General features: G+C 43.7%; 16 protein-coding genes. 9 read left to right on the forward strand and 7 right to left on the reverse strand.

Annotated elements, in window-relative coordinates; all coding sequences use genetic code 11:
* Positions 1 to 62: 62 nt before the first annotated feature.
* The gene (locus ITG09_07925; GenBank protein ID UPR53537.1) at positions 63 to 806 is read right to left on the reverse strand and encodes a class I SAM-dependent methyltransferase; all 744 of its coding nucleotides are present in this window, start codon (positions 804 to 806) and stop codon (positions 63 to 65) included.
* A 212-nt stretch (positions 807 to 1,018) separates the two neighbouring features.
* The gene (locus ITG09_07930; GenBank protein UPR53538.1) at positions 1,019 to 2,314 is read right to left on the reverse strand and encodes a GGDEF domain-containing protein; all 1,296 of its coding nucleotides are present in this window, start codon (positions 2,312 to 2,314) and stop codon (positions 1,019 to 1,021) included.
* 261 nt (positions 2,315 to 2,575) lie between these two features.
* Here ITG09_07930 and ITG09_07935 point away from each other — a divergent pair, with 261 nt between their 5' ends.
* From ITG09_07935 to ITG09_07965, 7 genes are all read left to right on the forward strand, one after another.
* On the forward strand, positions 2,576 to 3,082 hold the full coding sequence (locus tag ITG09_07935; GenBank protein ID UPR53539.1) for a GNAT family N-acetyltransferase: 507 nt from the start codon (positions 2,576 to 2,578) through the stop codon (positions 3,080 to 3,082).
* Between the two features lie 14 nt (positions 3,083 to 3,096).
* Positions 3,097 to 3,693, forward strand: coding sequence for an amino acid transporter (locus tag ITG09_07940; protein ID UPR53540.1), 597 nt, complete (start codon positions 3,097 to 3,099; stop codon positions 3,691 to 3,693).
* A 630-nt stretch (positions 3,694 to 4,323) separates the two neighbouring features.
* Positions 4,324 to 4,890, forward strand: a complete 567-nt coding sequence (locus ITG09_07945) for a porin family protein (GenBank protein UPR53541.1) — start codon at positions 4,324 to 4,326, stop codon at positions 4,888 to 4,890.
* Positions 4,891 to 5,103: 213 nt separating this feature from the next.
* On the forward strand, positions 5,104 to 6,357 hold the full coding sequence (gene sbcD, locus ITG09_07950; protein ID UPR53542.1) for an exonuclease subunit SbcD: 1,254 nt from the start codon (positions 5,104 to 5,106) through the stop codon (positions 6,355 to 6,357).
* 5 nt (positions 6,358 to 6,362) lie between these two features.
* Positions 6,363 to 10,079: an AAA family ATPase gene (locus ITG09_07955; protein UPR53543.1), complete on the forward strand. Its 3,717-nt coding sequence runs from the start codon at positions 6,363 to 6,365 to the stop codon at positions 10,077 to 10,079.
* Between the two features lie 263 nt (positions 10,080 to 10,342).
* Complete coding sequence (locus ITG09_07960) at positions 10,343 to 10,477, forward strand: DUF2256 domain-containing protein (GenBank protein ID UPR53544.1); 135 nt, start codon at positions 10,343 to 10,345, stop codon at positions 10,475 to 10,477.
* A gap of 147 nt (positions 10,478 to 10,624) precedes the next feature.
* Positions 10,625 to 11,524 carry a serine protein kinase RIO gene (locus tag ITG09_07965; GenBank protein UPR53545.1) on the forward strand — a complete coding sequence of 300 codons (900 nt, stop codon included), beginning with the start codon at positions 10,625 to 10,627 and terminating at the stop codon, positions 11,522 to 11,524.
* Positions 11,525 to 11,658: 134 nt separating this feature from the next.
* Here ITG09_07965 and ITG09_07970 read toward each other — a convergent pair whose 3' ends face one another.
* The 4 genes from ITG09_07970 to ITG09_07985 form a co-directional block, all read right to left on the reverse strand.
* Positions 11,659 to 12,399, reverse strand: coding sequence for an SDR family oxidoreductase (locus ITG09_07970; GenBank protein ID UPR53546.1), 741 nt, complete (start codon positions 12,397 to 12,399; stop codon positions 11,659 to 11,661).
* On the reverse strand, positions 12,399 to 13,970 hold the full coding sequence (locus ITG09_07975) for a cryptochrome/photolyase family protein (GenBank protein ID UPR53547.1): 1,572 nt from the start codon (positions 13,968 to 13,970) through the stop codon (positions 12,399 to 12,401). The genes ITG09_07970 and ITG09_07975 overlap by 1 nt, the downstream gene beginning before the upstream one ends.
* On the reverse strand, positions 13,967 to 15,367 hold the full coding sequence (locus ITG09_07980; protein UPR53548.1) for a DASH family cryptochrome: 1,401 nt from the start codon (positions 15,365 to 15,367) through the stop codon (positions 13,967 to 13,969). Before ITG09_07980 ends, ITG09_07975 begins: the two co-directional genes overlap by 4 nt.
* A 193-nt stretch (positions 15,368 to 15,560) precedes the next feature.
* A complete protein-coding gene (locus ITG09_07985) occupies positions 15,561 to 15,983 on the reverse strand; it encodes a universal stress protein (GenBank protein ID UPR53549.1) in 423 nt (140 codons plus the stop codon).
* Positions 15,984 to 16,218: 235 nt separating this feature from the next.
* Here ITG09_07985 and ITG09_07990 point away from each other — a divergent pair, with 235 nt between their 5' ends.
* Together ITG09_07990 and ITG09_07995 are read left to right on the forward strand one after the other, a co-directional pair.
* Positions 16,219 to 17,349 carry a PcfJ domain-containing protein gene (locus ITG09_07990; GenBank protein UPR53550.1) on the forward strand — a complete coding sequence of 377 codons (1,131 nt, stop codon included), beginning with the start codon at positions 16,219 to 16,221 and terminating at the stop codon, positions 17,347 to 17,349.
* A 226-nt stretch (positions 17,350 to 17,575) separates the two neighbouring features.
* Positions 17,576 to 18,049 carry a GNAT family N-acetyltransferase gene (locus tag ITG09_07995; GenBank protein UPR53551.1) on the forward strand — a complete coding sequence of 158 codons (474 nt, stop codon included), beginning with the start codon at positions 17,576 to 17,578 and terminating at the stop codon, positions 18,047 to 18,049.
* Between the two features lie 21 nt (positions 18,050 to 18,070).
* On the opposite strand, the gene ITG09_08000 is transcribed toward ITG09_07995, so the two are convergent.
* Positions 18,071 to 18,868, reverse strand: a complete 798-nt coding sequence (locus ITG09_08000; GenBank protein UPR53609.1) for a 4'-phosphopantetheinyl transferase superfamily protein — start codon at positions 18,866 to 18,868, stop codon at positions 18,071 to 18,073.
* Positions 18,869 to 18,953: the final 85 nt, after the last annotated feature.

Below are 18,953 nucleotides of genomic sequence, written 5' to 3' on the forward strand. Positions count from 1 at the left end.
TGGGTTCTTTTTTGATCTATAGCGTTGGCTTAACTTGCTATGTATTTATCTTACCTATTTAACTAGATTTTCACACACGTGATCAGCGCATTGCCGGACTGAGTATCCCAAGGAATCAGCTTGTCATAATCGTGCTCAAAGATATTCACCTCAAAGTAGGGCTTTAATATCTCGATTAACTCTTTAAACGTGAAGGCAACCATCGGGTGTTCATCATTCCACACTTGAGTTTCACCAGCGGTCGTCTTTTCGATACTCAGCTTTAGTGCTTGCTTATCGCCCTGGCCTGAGTAGTACCAACCAGATCGGAATGTGAAATCGTCTTTGTCTTGGTTTGTTGTATGTCTCACAAAAAGGTCGTTGTTGATCTTGTCTTTATCAACCACGTTAAAACAGAAAATACCTTCGGGCTTTAACGCGCGATGCACACTTTCGATACACTCTTTAAGCTTCTCAAGGCCATCGTTGTAATGGATGGAATACAAGAAACAAGTGATAAGATCGAGTGGTTCAGTAACCTCAAAGTTACTCATATTTTGTACTGAGAACTTGGCTTCTGGGCAGCGAACTTCTGCGATGTCTAACATCGGTTTGTTAAGATCTAGGCCACCACTTTGGTAACCGAAATCAATAAAATGACGAACGTGTGGGCCGGTGCCACAAGCTAAGTCGAGGTGTGTTTTTCCTTCATTTCCAAAGATTTGATGGAGTCTACGTACGCAGTTACTTTGCGCTTGGTAGTCAATATCTACACACATTAAATCATAGTAACCGGATAGGTCGGTATAGAGTGCGTTGGCGGACATATTTGCCTGCAGCATAAGCTGAAAAATTAGGGTGGCGCATCATATACCGAAATTTGGAAATCGCAATCAAATATTCGATCAATATAGACGCTTTAATTCTTGGTCGCTGTACTTTCATTATCTGTTGGCGGGCTTCAATTCGTGAGGTAACCGACTTATTTAACGCATGTTTGAATTACCTCAGGATCACGAAAGAGACTAGGGAGCTGTAGTTAAGCAGTTGCTTCGTGGCACACCACATCATCATTGATAGAGACTTGATTTTTCCCACTTGTTTTTGAACGATAAAGAGCATCATCCGTCACCCGAATTAGCGTGTTAATATTGTTGGGTGAGTGACACATGCATCGGTTGGTGATGCCAATACTGACGCTCGATGTAAATTGACGGCGATTGAACCCAACAAAAGTATGTTGATTAAAAGTACGGCAGATACGTTCGCCTATGACTTGGGTATGCTCAGGTTTCGCGTTGGGAATGAACACAATAAATTCCTCTCCGCCCCAACGTCCAACCACGCCATTGAGTAATTCAACGTGAGTTTTAATGGAATCGGCTAAGTGTTTAATGACAGCATCACCAACAGTATGACCAAATTGATCGTTTATTAATTTAAAGTCATCAATATCAATCAGCATACAAGACATTTCTATTTGCTGATTCACAGGCTTCTTCATCCAATCATAAATGGCGCGGCGATTGAGTACCTGCGTTAAGTCATCATGCATAGCGCGGTGCAGCAACTCTTTTTCCAACAAGACCTTGTCTGTGACTTCTTCAAGAATCACTTGAATGGCGTCTTCACCTTCCCAGTTGATTACATTGTCATAAATATTGAAGTATTTATAGCTGCCATCAAAGCAATGGTTGGATACTACAGAGCTGAAGTTGGGTGTATTGCCATTGAGAATGCTCTCGCATCGCTTGATGGCATTTGAATGCTGTTCTTCTGGAATGATTGAAATGATCGAGTCCATTGCAAGTACTTGCTCGATAGATTCGGCACCTTGTTGTTCAACCCAAGCTTGATTAACCATCAAAGGTTTGAAGTTTCGGTGGATCAAAATACCTTGTTTCGATGTACTGAGTAATTTTCGATACATGCGATCTGTTTCGTCGCGTTTGCGCTGAGCTTCGACTACGGGTGTGATATCGATGATAGTGACTTGGAGGGCGGGTTTACTATTGAGTTCAATAATGTGTGATAGGCAGAAGATAGATATGTTACGGCCATTGGCTGGAATATCGGTGTACAACTTTCCTTTTTTAAGTTTGCCTTTTATGGCCTCTAAGTAACGTTTCTTGGCTAGATTTTGGTAACTGCTAGGAACTAACGCATAAACCAATTCAACGTTCAATAACAGCTCTTCACGGGTTCGGTAACCAAAGATCTGAGCTATCTCGTTGTCGACATCAATAATTCGGTGATTTTGCAATGTCATGCGCCCTTGCGCGGAATCGAAATTCTGGCAGGGTGTCGTGGTGGTTAAATCTAATTGGATGCTCATATCGACCTGGCTACTTATTCGTTAAATTGAAACAGGTGTTGTTCCTCGGCGTAGTGACAACACAGGCATTGTGGAACACTTTTGTGACGAGACTAGATAGGAAAAATATGGTATCTAGGTAAACCAAGTGTGACATTTATCATTTTATGATTAATCGGTAATTTTACTGATTCAAACCGAGTTCTTGAAAAGGAAACCATTCAAGAGAGTAGGTCAGTAATTAAAGCCAAATAAGCGAGCTAAACAAGGAAAGTTAAGACAATGGAACCAGCACCAAACGTAAAGAACTCTATGGAAACCAGTACTTCAATAGAAATCAAGCTTGATGATTTATCGGGTGGGGAAGTTATTGAATTGCTTGAAGAGCACCTCGCTGATATGTACGCAACTTCGCCAGCCGAAAGCGTTCATGCTTTGGATCTCGATGGATTAAAGTCAGCAGAGATTACCTTTTTCAGCGCTTGGAAAGACAGCCAACTGCTTGGGTGTGTCGCCATTAAAGAGCTAAATACCCAACACGCTGAACTCAAATCAATGAGAACCTCGCAGTTTGCACGAAAGTCAGGTGTTGCTAGCCAACTTTTACAACATGTTTTAGATACCGCAGCCGTCCGTCAGTATAAAACCATCAGTTTAGAGACGGGCTCAGAAGACTACTTTAAGGCCGCGCGTAACCTGTATGAAAAGTTTGGCTTCGGATACTGCGATCCCTTTGCTGATTATGTGTTGGACCCACACAGCCAGTTCATGACTATTGAGTTGCGTTAAGGGGCTAGCCTTAGATGACGACTTACTTCGCAGGTTTCTCCCTTGGCCTTTCGCTGATTCTTGCGATTGGCTCTCAAAATGCGTTTGTTTTAAAGCAAGGGCTTAAGAACCAACACGTATTGGCAGTTTGCGCTGTGTGTGCCATTTCTGATGCCTTACTCATTAGTTTTGGCGTGACAGGCTTTGGCGCAATCGTTAAGCAGTTCCCACAAATTGAACAGTTCGCCCGTTATGGTGGGGCTATCTTTTTGGGTGTCTATTCATTCTTAAGCTTCCGTTCAGCATTTACTGAAAACCACGCATTAGAAGCCACTGCAGAAACTAAAGACTCGCTAACTAAAGCGATTGCGATGTGTTTGGCGTTTACTTGGCTTAATCCACATGTGTATTTGGATACAGTGGTATTGTTGGGTTCTATCTCAACTCAATATCAACCTAACCAAATGTTGTTTGGCGCTGGTGCCGTATCGGCGTCGTTCGTATTCTTCTTTTCACTTGGATATGGCGCTCGCTTCTTAGCTCCGATGTTTAAGAACCCGAAAGCGTGGAAGGTGTTGGAATTTGTCGTTGGCGTGATCATGGCATCCATTGCATTATCTTTGATCCTTTAGTCGCTCGTAGGGCAGAAAAGACAACAATACCTTCGAAAAAACTGTTCCTGCGAACTTTATTGAGAAGTTCAGCAGCTTCTATTTAACGAATAACTACTTAGCTAGCCTTTCTGAATCTCATTAATAATATGGATTAAATTGAAATATATTTTAATAGCAGGCCGTTCTAAATAAACGCCCTCCAAAAATAAAACTCATTCTTCTCTTTATATCTTTTATTGGAAAAAGAGATAAACAGGATGAGTTTTATATTTATGAGTGAAAATTCAGGTTGTTTTTGATAGTGGGTAAAAATTTAACTAGCACGCTAACAAATTGATTATCAAGATTTTAATCTTGATGATGCTCCGGTTTACTATCAACTTTATACGTATTTTATTACTCGTTACGCTGCAGAAAATACCTGTGTCTCATAAATAAGACTGGATTAAATATCTATGATTGTTCGTTTGATGACCTAAAAATCTTATGGTACTTTCTCATTCGCTCCGTAAATGAACAGTGTTTTATTATTCATTTAGAGCTGATTATTTAATTTATTTTAAACAGTAACGCAACAGCTAAAATAGTGTCGGAAACTATTGGCTGTTGGTCAACATTGCTGTAGGACAGACAAAAAAGGGTATTTTCATGCTTAAATCAACATTTCTATTAGGCCTAGTTGGCTTGGTTTCACTTCCTACATTTGCTGCTGGTATCGAGGGTGGTCCATACATTGGCGCAGGCCTTGGTGTGTATCAAGACTCAGACACTGACGGCGCAGGCAGTTTAGATGCTGAAAGCGTGGGGTACAGCCTTTATGGTGGTTATCAGTTTAACCGTATCGTAGGTATCGAGCTCGGTTACACAGACTATGCTGACTATGAATCATTTGGAACTAAGGTGCTTTCACCAACATCGCTTTCTGTTGCTGCAAACCTAGGTTACACGTTCGATAATTCTATTCGTCCTTTTGTACTGGCGGGCTTGAGCTATGTTGATCTCAACTCTAAGGGTTCTAGCATTGATGACGATTCTGGTGCTGGTTTCCATTTTGGTGTTGGTGTTGAATACACGCCAGTAGAAAACCTAACATTACGTTTAATCTCACAAGCAGACGCAGTAAATATCGAATTCTTCGGCGCTAATGGCAATAGACTGGCAAGCCGTGATGTCGCGTTTAGCTCGGTAACTCTGGGTGCTTCGTACAATTTCTAATGGCTTCTGTTGAATAACTCCAAGCTAAACCTATGGATACCTATAACCGCTCTAACGTTGAGCGGTTTTTTTATGTCAAAAATAACGATTGGTCACGCTATCGGCAGAGTTGGTCCAAAGCCTGAAATTAGTTGGTTTTCACAAGCTTATAAAAGGGAATTATGTCGACTATTTTGGTAGATTAAAGGTATTACAGACTTCCAGTGAGCAGCAATGAAGATTCTTCACACGTCCGATTGGCACCTTGGCCAAAACTTCTACAATAAAAGCCGTAAGAATGAACATGAACGGTTTTTACAATGGTTACTTGAGCAAGTTACTGAGCACAATATCGACGCGGTCATTGTTGCTGGCGACATTTTCGATACCAGCACACCGCCGAGTTACGCTCGAGAGATGTATAACAAGTTTGTGGTCGATTCGAACAAGATCGGCTGCCAATTGGTGCTGTTAGGTGGAAATCACGACTCAGTCTCTGTGCTTAAAGAGACACAGCAGCTGCTTAAATACATGGGGGCAGACGTGATTCCTAATACCAACGAAGATCATGCGACTCAGGTTGTTGAACTCAAAGGCAAGAACGGCGATGTAGAAGCGCTGGTTTGTGCCATTCCTTTTATTCGCCCTCGCGATGTGTTGACAAGTCAGGCGGGTGTCACAGGCGTTGAACGTCAGAAGCAACTCGGCGATGCAATCAAACAGCACTACCAAAGTGTTTATGATGCGGCGGTTGCTAAACGTGCGACGTTTGAAAACAGCGAACATATGCCAATTATCGCTACGGGTCATTTAACGGCGATGGGTGTTCAACAATCGGATTCGGTGCGTGATATCTATGTCGGCAATCTTGATGGTTTCGCCGCTGATGGCTTCCCAGACGCAGACTATATTGCTCTTGGTCATATTCACCGTCCACAAGTGGTGGCAAAGCGTGAATACATTCGTTACTGCGGATCACCAATCCCATTAAGCTTTGATGAACTTAAGTCTCAGAAACAAGTGTGTGTGGTTGAGTTTGTTGAGGGCGTACGCACCATTTCTCAATTGTCAGTTCCAATGTTCCAACCGCTTGCCGAAATCAAAGGCGACCTGAGCGAGATCGAATCTCAACTGAATCAATACATAGGTTTAGATAGCGAACAAAGCGTATGGTTATCGATAGAAGTGCAAGCGCAAGATTACTTATCTGATTTGCAAGAGCGTATGCGTTCATTGACTGACGGTTTGAATGTGGAAGTACTTCAACTGCGCCGAGCAAGAGAGCGTCGTAATCAAGCATTAGAGCAAGAGTCGGCAGAAACCTTATCTGAACTGAGCCCGATGGATGTGTTTAACAAGCGTATTGCCTTAGAAGAGTTTGAAACTGATTCTGAAAAAGCGCGTTTAGAGCGCATGACGGTCAAGTTTAAACAAGTGATGGTCGAAGTGTCTGAAAGCGCTCAAGCGCCAAACAAAGTAGAAGAGTAACCAGTATGAAGATTTTAAGCCTAGAATTTGAAAACCTGAACTCTTTGAAAGGACGTTGGAAGCTCGATTTTACCCAATCGCCGTTTGCAGAAAATGGTCTGTTTGCTATTACAGGCCCAACTGGGGCGGGTAAAACCACCATTCTTGATGCGATTTGTTTGGCATTGTTCCACCGCACGCCGCGCTTAAAGAGCATTGCTAAAGGCAATAATGAATTAATGACGCGTGGCACGGGTGAGTGTTTCGCTGAGCTGGAGTTTGAAGTACAGGGCAAAACGTACCGCTCTAATTTCCATCAAAAGCGAGCGCGTGGAAAACACGATGGCGCATTACAAACGCCAACCTGTGAATTTGCCGATGCTGACACCGACAAAGTCTTAGAAACCATGCTGACCAAGAAGACCAAGTTGGTCGAGCAGGTAACTGGGCTCGATTTCTCTCGTTTCACCAAATCCATCATGTTGTCTCAGGGTGAGTTTGCGGCGTTCTTAAATGCCAATGCGAACGACCGCGCAGAGCTACTTGAAGAGCTGACGGGAACAGAAGTTTATAGCCTGATTTCAGAGCGTATCTACGATCATTTCAAGTCGAGTGAAGAGTCGCTTAATCACCTTAAAGCGAAAGCCGAAGGGGTGAGTTTACTGTCTGAAGAGCAAATCCAAGCGCTGACCGCAGAGCGTGAAACGTTAGAAGCCGATCAGAAGCGTTTAGCGGAGCAATTAAAAGAGTGGCAAGCGCACCTAAGCTGGTGGAAAGACGTGACTAAAGCTGAGCAAACTATTGCGACCAGTGAGCACGATCTTAAAACCACTCAGGATGAACTAGACCGCAACCAACCTTCACTAGAGCGTTTGGCAAACAGTGATCCGGCTGAGAAACTGCGCCCAATGCACAAAGATTTAAAGCGTTGCGAACAAGAGGTAAACACCACTCAAGCTAACTTAGATAACAGCACCAAGTTACTTGCCGTTCGTGATGTAGAGAAGCAAGACGCGCAAACTAAACTGACTCAAAGCAGTGATGCTGTTCAGAAGATAAAAACCGAACAACAAGATCAAGAGAAGATCATTGAACAGGTTCGCCCTCTAGATAACCAAATTTCCGTACTCAAAGATAAGCAAACTGCGGCCTGTAATGCAGCGAATACACTAAACGAGCTACATACGCAGCAGCGCAATCAACAGGTCGTTTTGGTCCAAAAAATAGATGCACTAAAGCAACAAGATCAACTGAGCGCTGAGTACCTAAATACGCATCAAGCTGATCAGCATCTGGAAAAACACCTAGGTCAATGGCAAGCAAAGGTCGAGCAAGTTCGTACCCTAGAGCGCCAGCATTCAGAACAACTAAACTCAGCGAAGCAAGCTTTGTCTGCGGTTGATGCACAGCAAACGATCATCAAATCTGCGCAAGAAGCTAAAGCCACGCAAGATAAAACTTTAGCTGAATTGGTTGTGCTAGAGAGTAGTGCAAAGCAACAGTGGGAAGCATTGCAAGGCAACACCAGCGAACAAGTATTGAATGCGCAAAAAGATCTGTTGGAGTTCTGGAATCGCAATACGCATTCATTACTTGAGATCAATCGTGGTTTTCTAAATGCTCAACAGCAGCTGCACGTTAAAACACAAACGCATCAAAGTAACACTCAGTTGGTCGACAAGCTTTCGAAAGAACGTGAAGTGTTAGTTGAGCGATATAAAGAGAAAGAGACTTCGCTTGAGCGATTAACGCGTTTGATTGATCAAGAAGGCGAATTGGCGAAATACCGAGCAGCTTTAGAATCTGGATCTGAGTGCCCATTGTGTGGTTCAACTGACCATTCGATTGAACAGTCGCAAGACATTGCAAACTTGGTTGCTCAACAAGAGCGTGAAAAGCATGAGTTAGCGATCATCAAGAAAGACGGTCAAGAGCATCGTCAGCAGTTGGATTCTCTTGCTCCAATGATTACTGCACTCAACGATGATATTCAACGTGCACATGCCGATACTCAACAAGCTCAATTGAATTGGCAAGGCATTGTTGGCAAGCTTCAACAGGGCTTATCGGATTTCGTTGGTACGACTCCTGAACTGGCTCTACTTACGATTAACGATTTAGGTAATGAAGTTACGGTGACGACCTTTGTTCAGCAGTGTGAGCTTCAACTAAGTCAGAGATCGCAGCAACTCAAAGCGTTGGCTGATGCTAAAGCGCATTACGCCGAAGCTGAGAAACAACGCCTGTCTGTAAGTGTTATGGCTGACAAAGCGCAATCTAACCTTGATCTGGCCGAGCAACGCTTAGCGGATTTGAACAAGCAAAACCAAGTCACAAACGAACAAGTGACTCAGATAACTCAAGCGAAAGATCAACAATGGAGCTCTTTAAAAGAGAGCATTGTTCAAACGGCTATTGAAGCGCCTGAACTTGAGCATATTGATGATTGGTTTACTGCGAAATCGCAAGCATCAAGCACATGGCAGCAAACTAAACAGCAACAGGCCGACATTGAGAAGCAACTGATTACTCAAAATGCCGAATTGAAAACCTTAGATGACAAGCTAAGTAGCGCAGAGAAAGAGCTCGCGACACTGACGCAAGAGAGTGAGTCTCTAGTGTTAGAACTGACTCGTGTAACTGCTGAAAGAACAGAGTTATTTGGTGACAAAGACATTCAAGCCACCAGCAATGCGATGAAGCAAAAAGTCACTGAAGCGGTAAATGCATTTGATGCCGCGCAGTTAGTGCTTAACCGTTGCGAACTTGAATATCGAACCGAGCAAACCAAACACACTGGTTTCTCGGACGAGTTAGCCAGCAAGCAGTCAAGCCTCACACAAGCGACAAATGCTTGGCTAGAAGCGCTTAAAACTAGCCCATTCGAAGATGAGGCTAATTTTGAAGCAGCGTTGTTAGACGAAGAGGTTAGAACTCAACTGCAAAGCCTGAAGAAGTCTTTAGACGAAGCGATTGTCAGTGCGCAAGTAAGGTTGAGTACCGCCAAAGCGACGCAAGTGGAGCTACAAAACCACGCAAATGCTGAAACATGGCAAGAGCAAAATCAACAGCAAGTTGAAGAAGCGACTACTGAGTGTCAAAACGCACAACAAAGCCATGCGACAAAGATCGGCGCGATTTCTGCCAATCTAGAAACTGATAGCCAGAACCGCAGTAATCAGCAAGATCTGTTCAAACAGATCGACGAGCAGCAGGTCGAGTTTGATGATATATCACGTCTGAACTCACTTATCGGTTCTAAGAACGGCGATAAATTCCGTAAGTTTGCTCAAGGTCTCACACTGGAAAACTTAGTGTATTTGGCAAACAAGCAGCTACAGCGTTTACATGGGCGTTATGAGCTAAAACGTAAAGCTGATGATGGCCTGGAACTGCAAGTGCTCGACACATGGCAGGGCGATGTTATGCGTGACACTAAGACTTTGTCCGGTGGCGAAAGCTTCTTAGTGAGCTTGGCGTTGGCATTAGCGCTTTCTGATCTTGTTAGCTACAAAACCAGTATTGATTCTTTGTTCTTGGATGAAGGTTTCGGCACGTTAGATAGCGACACATTGGACATTGCACTTAACGCGCTCGATAACCTGAATGCGTCTGGCAAGATGATCGGTGTCATTAGTCACGTTGAAGCACTTAAAGAGCGAGTACCCGTTCAGCTTAAAGTGACGAAACACTCCGGACTTGGCGTGAGTGAAATGGAGAAGCAGTACAAGGTTGTTGCTTAGCTTTTAGTCGTATTCATTAGCGCAGAAATAGAGGCAGAGCTAGACCAAGCAGATCCCCGATTCAGTCGTCCCTCCTTCTCGGGGATGACGGATTCGGGAGCTGTCATAAGTCACTTCGCCGTCACTCCTTAAAGTCAGGAACGAACGTCATAGATAACTAGGCTTTGTTCGTATTGCCTTTGTCATTCCCTAAAGAGAGGAACGAGCGCAATAGGGAATCTCTAGTAAACGCAGGAAGTGGACTCTTCAAGAAGGAAACGGCCATGCACAAGAAACCCCATTTACCGACCAAGACATGTCCCGTTTGCCAAAAGCCTTTCGCATGGCGTAAAAAGTGGCAGCGCTGTTGGGACGACGTTATTTATTGTTCTGAACGTTGTCGTCGAAATAAATCTTAGTCGCCATACTCTTGAATAGATCAGGTCATTCGTCATGATTTAACTCCGCTAACTCTCAAATTTCCCTCCTTTGTCATCATTTTGATGATCCTTTAATCGTTTCGTCATTCATTTCTAAAGTTAATATTTCTATCTGTAAGATAAGTGATGTATAAAGACGGCATGAAGATACCTAAAAGAATACAGCCTTTAGTTGACGATGGTTTAGTCGACGAGGTGACAAGCCAACTCATGAGTGGCAAAGAAGCATCGGTGTACATTGTGCGCTGCGGCGATACGATCCGTTGTGCCAAGGTATATAAGGAAATTAGCCAACGCAGCTTCAAAAAAGCGACGGCGTATCGTGAAGGCCGAAAAGTCCGAAACAGCCGCCGTGCTAGAGCTATGGAAAAAGGCTCTGGATTTGGTCGTGAGCAACAAGAAAAGGTTTGGCAGAGTGCTGAAGTGGATGCCTTATATAAACTGGCAGAAGCGGGCGTTCGTGTGCCTGTCCCTTATGGTTGCTTTGATGGCGTATTGCTTATGGAGCTGGTTACAGACGATGATGGTTATGTTGCACCACGTTTGAACGATGTCGTGATGTCAGCTGAGCAAGCGATCGAAGATCACGCCGTAATGATGACTTACGTAGTTAAGATGCTGTGTGTTGGTTTGATCCATGGTGACTTGTCTGAGTTCAACGTATTGGTGGATGAGTACGGCCCAGTAATTATCGATTTACCGCAAGCAGTTGACGCTTCGGCGAACAACAACGCTGAGTGGATGTTGGCTCGTGATATTAATAACATCCGTGACTACTACGCTCAGTTTGCTCCTGAATTGGCGAAAACTGAGTATGCCAAGGAAATGTGGGCGCTGTATGAGAAAGGCGACTTAAAGCCAGACAGCAAGCTGACGGGTGAGTTTACTGAAACGGACGACTTGGCTGATATCGAAGCCATAATGCAAGAGATAGACGCTGCGCGAGTTGAAGAACAACACCGACGCGAGAGAGCTAAAGAAGAGAAAGAAGGTGTCGACGATAGCAAGTTCAATTGGGCTGAGTAATCGTGATGATCAGTTTTGATCTTTAGTTAAATGTCAGTCACAACGCCTTAAAAAATTGATGCGTCCTTTTAAAAACAACAACCCAATAGAGCCTCGGCTCTGTTGGGTTTTTTCTTTCCTGATACAGGTATTAACTACCAACTAAGTTGCTCACCATCATAAGCGTAGAAGTCCCCACTTTTGTCCGGGGTCGCAGTGCGAATGATATCGACTAATTGATGGGCGACATAGCTAGATTCAAATAACTTACCTTCAGGGACATTGGTCTGAAAAGGCTTCGACAGAGCTGTGTCTGTTGTGCCTGGGTGCAGCGCTAACACGGTGCCTTTCTTAAGAGTACGCTGCCATTCAATCGACATGGTTTTGATGAACATGTTAAGGGCTGCTTTCGAAGCACGATAGCTATACCAGCCGCCCAATCTGTTGTCTGAAATACTTCCTACCTTTGCAGATACCACTGCAAATTTTGGATTGTCGCTTGCTTTAAGAATCGGCGTGAAGTGTTTTGCCAGCAATAAGCTGGGCAGGGTATTCACAGATATGTTTTTGAGGAAAAATTCAGGGTCAATGGAAGACAAGTTTTTCTCTGGACCAAGTTCCGGTGTATGAAGTATACCCACGCAGTTGATCAACCAATCAAGTTGGTCAAACTCAGAACTCAAGCGTTTGATGTCCGATTCATTGGTTGCGTCGACTTTGTGCCAGTTTAAGCGGCTGTTTTCTAGTTCCGGTTGTTGAGAGTGGTAAGTCGCGTTTACATGCACATCCAGAAAATCGAACCGAGAGAGCTCAGATAATAGGTGTTTAACCACAGCGAAACCAATACCGCCACTTCCACCGACCACCAATATATGTAATCTGAGTTGCTCCACCATTATAAGTTCTCCAAGTTTGTGATTCGTTGTTCAGCGGTATCGAGAATCGCTTGTTGTGATTGCTCATCCATGTTGTCCCAAGTGCGATATAACATGCCCATGCGTGGGTTGCGGTTTAACGCATCGCGGTGCTGGTTCATAAAGCGCCAATACAAGCTATTGAAAGGGCAAGATTGCTCACCGCTGCGTTCTTTTATCTTGTAGTGACAGCCTTTGCAGTAGTCACTCATGCGGTTGATATAGGAACCGCTGGCAGAGTATGGTTTGGTTCCGACGATCCCGCCATCCGCAAACAGTGCCATACCTCGCGTATTTGGCATTTCAACCCACTCAATCGCGTCGACGTAAATACCAAGGTACCAACTATCGACTTGGTCAGGGTCTATGCCTGTGATTAAACAGAAGTTGCCAGTGATCATTAATCTTTGGATGTGGTGCGCGTAAGCAAACTCAAGAGACTGGTCAATCGCATGCTTCATGCAGTTCATCTTGGTTTGTCCGTCCCAAAAGTAATGGGGTAGGTTGTTGTTTGCGGAATAATGGTTTTTGTTGGCGTATGCAGGCATATTCGCCCAATAAACGGCGCGGATGTATTCTCTCCACCCCAGTATTTGGCGTACAAACCCCTCAACTTGTGCAATGTCGATACTTGGTTTATCTGGAGAACTGTCTCGATGAATGGAAGCTTGGTATGCCGACAGTGCTGCATCAATTACTTCTTTAGGGCTCAACAGTTTGCTGTTCAGCGAGAACGAAATGCGACTGTGATACAAGCTCCATTTCGAGTCGTGCTCTGTAGTCATCGCATCCTGAAACTGCCCAAATAACGGTAAACAAACTTGGCAGAAATGAGCGAGCAGAGACAAGCTTTGTGCGCGGTTAACTGGCCACAATAACTGGTTACCGACTTGACCAGTGGTTTGTACTTGGTGGCGTTCGATACGCTGCAAAATGTCTGTTATGTCATTGGTAAACATTAACGGTTGAGGCAGCTTTTCAATGTCTTGCTTCTTGAGTTTCTTTCGATTGCTCGCGTCGTAATTCCATTTGCCGCCAACTGGTTTTCCGTCTTCTAGCAAAATGTCGAAACGCTTTCTCATTCGGCGATAGAAGTGTTCCATCATGATGTGTTTGTCTTTCGGAAACTGTTGTTCGATCTCCTCGAACGGAAAGAGGAAGTGTTCTGTATCACTACAACCTTTGGTGGCATTGGTGAGTTTGAGCTTGTTCAGTTGTTCTAATAGGCGATATTCATCTGGCCTTTGATATTCGAATTTCTCTACACCGAATTCGTGTACATAGTGCTTTAGAAGTGCATCTAGGTTTTCAAATTGCCTGGTATCGTCCAAGGTCAAATGAAGGACTTGGTGGCCTTGCTGTTTCAATTCTTCAGCGAAGTAACCCATCGCGCAGAAAAACGAGGCAACCTTTTGAATATGAGATGCAACATAATCCGTTTCTTGTTTGAGCTCAGCGATGATGTAAATAACATCATCGTCAACCTGTCGAAACCATGAATGCTGAATGTTGAGTTGGTCACCTAATACAAGTCGTACCGTTTTAAAGTTCATAATGCGTCCTGGTTTGTGAGGCTTTTTGTGTCTGAGTGACCGCCTGCCCATTGATCGATGAAAGCATGGTTTGGGTCGTACATTTCAGTCTGCTTAGCTAAATCAAAATGGCGTGATTTAAGTTGCGTTTGATTGGCACTGTCTTGCTTATTGGCCTGACTTTTTGCTTGAGAGTTGAGCGCCCCGGCAATATACGCCCAGTTACCCCAGTTAGATGCCACGTCATAGTCGACAAGTTGGCTTTCGAAATAGGCTGCGCCCTGTCTCCAGTCGACTCCCAACTCGTAAATCAAACAACTTGCGGCTAACTGCCTTCCACGATTGGACATGTAGCCTGTCGCGTTTAATTGACGCATACAGGCATCGACAATCGGATAGTTGGTGTTACCACTCTTCCATTTGGCAAAATTAAGGCTTCCAGATTGAGTGTTATTTACTGCAGTCACGGGGTTTGTGGATGATCTTGTAAACAGCGATGACTTCAGCGACATGCTTTTCCAATAAAAATACTCACGCCACAACAGCTCGAAATAGATCCAATATGTAGAGTCATTTGTCCCATGTTCAGATTCAAAGTGTTTGAGGTGTCGGCAGATTGTTTTCGGTGAAACACAGCCTAACGCTAACCACGGTGAAAATTTGGTCGAGTTCTCAATGCCATCCAATGCATTTCTTGTCTGTTTATAGTGGCCCGCGTAATCGTGTGAAAAGTAGTGTTCGAGATGGGCTAATCCCGAGCTTTCACCGCCTTTGAAGGTTTGCTCGTTCGCCAAATTTCTAATCTTAAAAAGGTCACCATTTGAGTGATAGTGTGACACTGTTGTGAGGTCTGGTACTGCTACTGGTGTTGGTGCTAACGTCGTTATGGTCAAACTTTGTGTATCGACAGCCAAGTGTTCAATGAGTTTTCTGAATTGGGTAAACGAGCGGGGTAACTTGTCTAACGTAAAAGGGAAGTCATCGAGCTGAAACAGTGTCGAGTTATGAGATTGAATCGCAGTTATGTTCGGGCAGTCAGTCAGCGTTGATTGCACTAGTTGTTGCTCGTCGTAGCCACAATGATCATTTGCAAAAAAGTGAGTGACGTTAAGAGCAGAGATAATTTCTTTGAGCGAGTTTTTAACGCCATCGCCTTTATATTGGTCTTGTGTAAGGACGATGAGTGGTTGTTCTAGGTCGCGCAGGCTAGCCTTAAGGTCGCTAATCGATTGTGAAATGAAAGCTATGCGGTGAGCGCCATAATTCTGTTCTTGAGCGAACAGTGAAGAGTAGTGAGATAGATTCGGTTCGACAACGACACAAACGAGCTCATCGACGAATTGGCTTGCTTGATAAAGTAGCGTGTTGTCGTTGATTCTTAAGTCGTTTGTAAAAAGATAGAGACCAATCTTTTTCATTACCTACACTCGGCGATTTGTTAATTATTAGACGCTTACGAGTTGATAAGCTGACAAGATCACAAATGACTACTCTGAATGGGTAAAAGCAGATTTCGGTCAGGATGAAGATGTTGAAGAGGGTATCAAGCCAACCAATAATAGCGATAGAGGTTGGCACGACAGAATGTTTCTAGGAGTTTCGTTAAAGCCTCTACTCCATAGGAACGACCAGAATATCGATAGGAGAGATGTCGATGATCTGTTTCGAATGGGAAATAAGCTTATGCCAAAAATCATGGTGATGCCCGCAGAGTAATAGGTCAACGCCATTTGCTTCGATGACATTTTTGAGCTTATCGCTTAAATCGCCCGTTCCCACGAAAATGTGCTTGATAGTGTGCTTGGCATAGGTCTCAAACTCTTTCAGGTGGTTAATTGTATCTTCGTTGATGGGTAAATTACCTTCATTCCCTTGAATATCAAAGATTTCCGGGTAAATTTCTCCATGCGTACCGTCGATATAAACAAACGAAATACCCGCATCGAGTTTTTCGGCGAAGAAAGCCGCTCTATCAATCAGTACTTTGGTGTCGTCAGACAGTTCGACGGCGACTAGAATATGTCGGTATTCCATAATTTAAGCCTTTTGTTGTGGGTTCTATATCAAGCATAGTTTTTGTTGGCGCAAATGATATCGAAGAGGTCTCATATTGCGTAAAATCGTCATTCAATGTTCTTCTAAGCACTATCGTATTTATATCGCTTTGATTGATAAGAAATTTACAAAAGGTTGATATAGTGGTTGAAGCGCTCGCTTATGCTATTGGATAGGCTTGACAGTTCAATGCGCCAATAACTAAGAGGCATCAATGACAGCACTACTAACCATTCCCACTCGAACACTAGGATTCGACTACGATATTGAGATCCGAGATTGGTCGCAAAAGCTCGTGGGCTTTCATGTGTTTGAAGATGGCAGACGCCCGCTCGATGGTGGTATTGGGTTAAGTCTCAATCTTGTTGAACAGTTTGATGTTAATGGTCTTTGGTTAGAATCGTTGCCTGCTCGTTATCGTGAAATCACCGATGACTTTCCAGAATATCAATATCAAATGCTATGGCTTGCAGCGAACACTTATGAAGCGGCGCAACTGCTTGAATTAAGGCCCGTTATCTTGGCGTTGATTTGCATGAAATACAGTGTCGATAATCAGAAAGCATTGGAACTAAGTCGCTTAGGGCAAAAGAAGATTCTTGCCAAACTCGGCTTAGACAGCAGTAAAGCGACACTAAAATTCATCGACAAGTTAGAATTACATTACAACGTTGGCGATGAGCTGGACCACATTGTTCGTATTCTCGAGCCATTACAAAGACGCGTTCTTAAGTTTAAGCACTACTCAAAAGTCGGATACACAGCGCTGCGTTTGGACCAAGTTCATCCATTTTTAACTGGTAGCCGACTCGGGATTGCGATGGTGGAAGAGGGGAGGCTTAATGCACCGTCTAAGATGGCGATGTTCCAAGATGCGATATTACTAGGGCAAGATTTGGAGATGGATGATCCGTTGCGCGCTATTACCAGTCAGAACTCATTCGTGATGTTTGAGCAACTGCATGACCGTTGGACGGAGCAACGCCAATTGCGTCGTTTAGAGGGTAATCGCCCAATGGATAAAGACATCCCTTATCCAGTTCCTTTGCTTGGCAATGACGACATTCATCCTCTTACTGATTATTACGATCTTGAACACGAAGGCATAGAGCAGAAGCATTGCATTGGCGTGTATCACAACCGAATTATGAGCGATCGTTATGTGGTGTTTCGCATGCTCAAACCTCAGCGTTTAACCATAGGTTTACGCCGTGTTCCGAGCAAAGCATTTCCGTTTGAGATCGACCAAATCTGTGGAAAACGAAATGCACCGCCATCAGAATCTGCTCGGCGAGTGATTCACGACTGGTTAGAAGCGAGTAAGCAAAAGTATCCTAAGCAATAGCCATGAAGGAAAGGGGATTACTCATATGTATCAACAAGGTGATTTATGTCCGCATTGTGGTTTGATTATTGTCATGCCTACGGAGCTACAAGGTGAATGCCTAGGATGTGGCGAAGAAATTAATCAAGACCCAGCAGACGACTACGACGAAGAAGAGTAGCTTTATCTACACTTAGATTAAGTAAGACTAGGATGGTCGAACGACTCCCTTTCAAAGGACGGAAAAATGCAGAAAGTAATCTTTAGAAATTGCGATGAAAGCTCACCTTATTTGAATGAGTTAGAAGGCTTATTTCAAAGCGAATGGTCTGATTTCAAGTTTAAGTTGGCCTATCCAGAACAATCAAACCGAGACAATATTCAATTACCACCGGTACTCGTAGTGCTTCGTGATAATGTTGTGATTGGCGGTTTGGCGTATTCCTATTTTCAAGAACCTCATCAAGTAAGAGATGTGGTTTGGATCAATGCCGTTTATGTGGATTCCCAGTGGCGTGGTCAAGGTATTGCGAGTGAATTGATCAAGCGTGCAGTCGCGCAAATGCCAGATTATTATCGGTCTCAATCTCAACCCTCGAAGGATTCGACGTCTAATCTTTACGCTTACACCAACATTCCAGCTTTGTACCTTTCTCTCGGTTGGTCAATCGTCGATATAGAAACTGACCCCGATCATCATGTGATGAGTATTTCTATTTAAGTGAATTATTGAGAATAACCGCTAGTTATCGAGTTGGTAATAACACACGGTTAAGTACGATTGCTTTTGTTCTAAGTACTTGTATTGGCAGGTTACTGTCCTCAAATAACTTCCTGTCACACTGTCACGTATGGTGTCGTGATTTTGCAAAATGACTTGTGGTGATATCTCAAACTTAACAGTGTCTTTATCTATCGCATTCAGTGTCGCTGAGCCAAAATCCAAACCGTTAATCACAAATCGAGCCAATGCTTTATAGATGGCTTCCTTAGCCGAGAATAGCAATGTCACAGCTTCTGAACGAGTCATTCCAAACATCTCCACAAGCTCTATCTCATTAACGTTCGCCACCATGTCTTTGATATCACGGCAAACGTCATTCGTTATTAAGTGTTGAATATCAACCCCAATGCTTTCTCTGTTTGAATTAGGAGAGGGCAAAACGGCAATACAAGCCAAGTCTTGACTGTGGGAGATCGAACCTATAACGCCTGAAGGCAACCTTGGGCTTCGATCTATGTTTGGCTCAAGCATTTGATGTGCAAAGCCCAGTTGTTGTAACTGCCTTGCGACCAAATAACGACCGGCAAAGTATTCGGCTTTCCTTTTGTTGACCGAGTGAGTGATCGCAATAGGGCAATGCACGTTAGTAACACCAAATAGCTTGTCGTTGAAGTGCCGCTTATCAAACTGCGCGATAGGGATATCAACCTCTTTACCTTTGAAGTCCAAGTCTGTTTTAAAACTGAATTCATCGATCACAAACGGATGATCTAGTGGTAGTGGGTGAAAGTTACTGTTCTTCATTACCTTAACCATTTTGCAACAAGGTGAATAATCAACAATAAGCATCCATTATTCATAGTGTGGTCTCTAACCCTCTAAAAAATAGGGAAAAAGGTCG

It is taken from the genome of Vibrio cyclitrophicus (assembly GCA_023206055.1).
Lineage (GTDB): Bacteria > Pseudomonadota > Gammaproteobacteria > Enterobacterales > Vibrionaceae > Vibrio > Vibrio cyclitrophicus_A.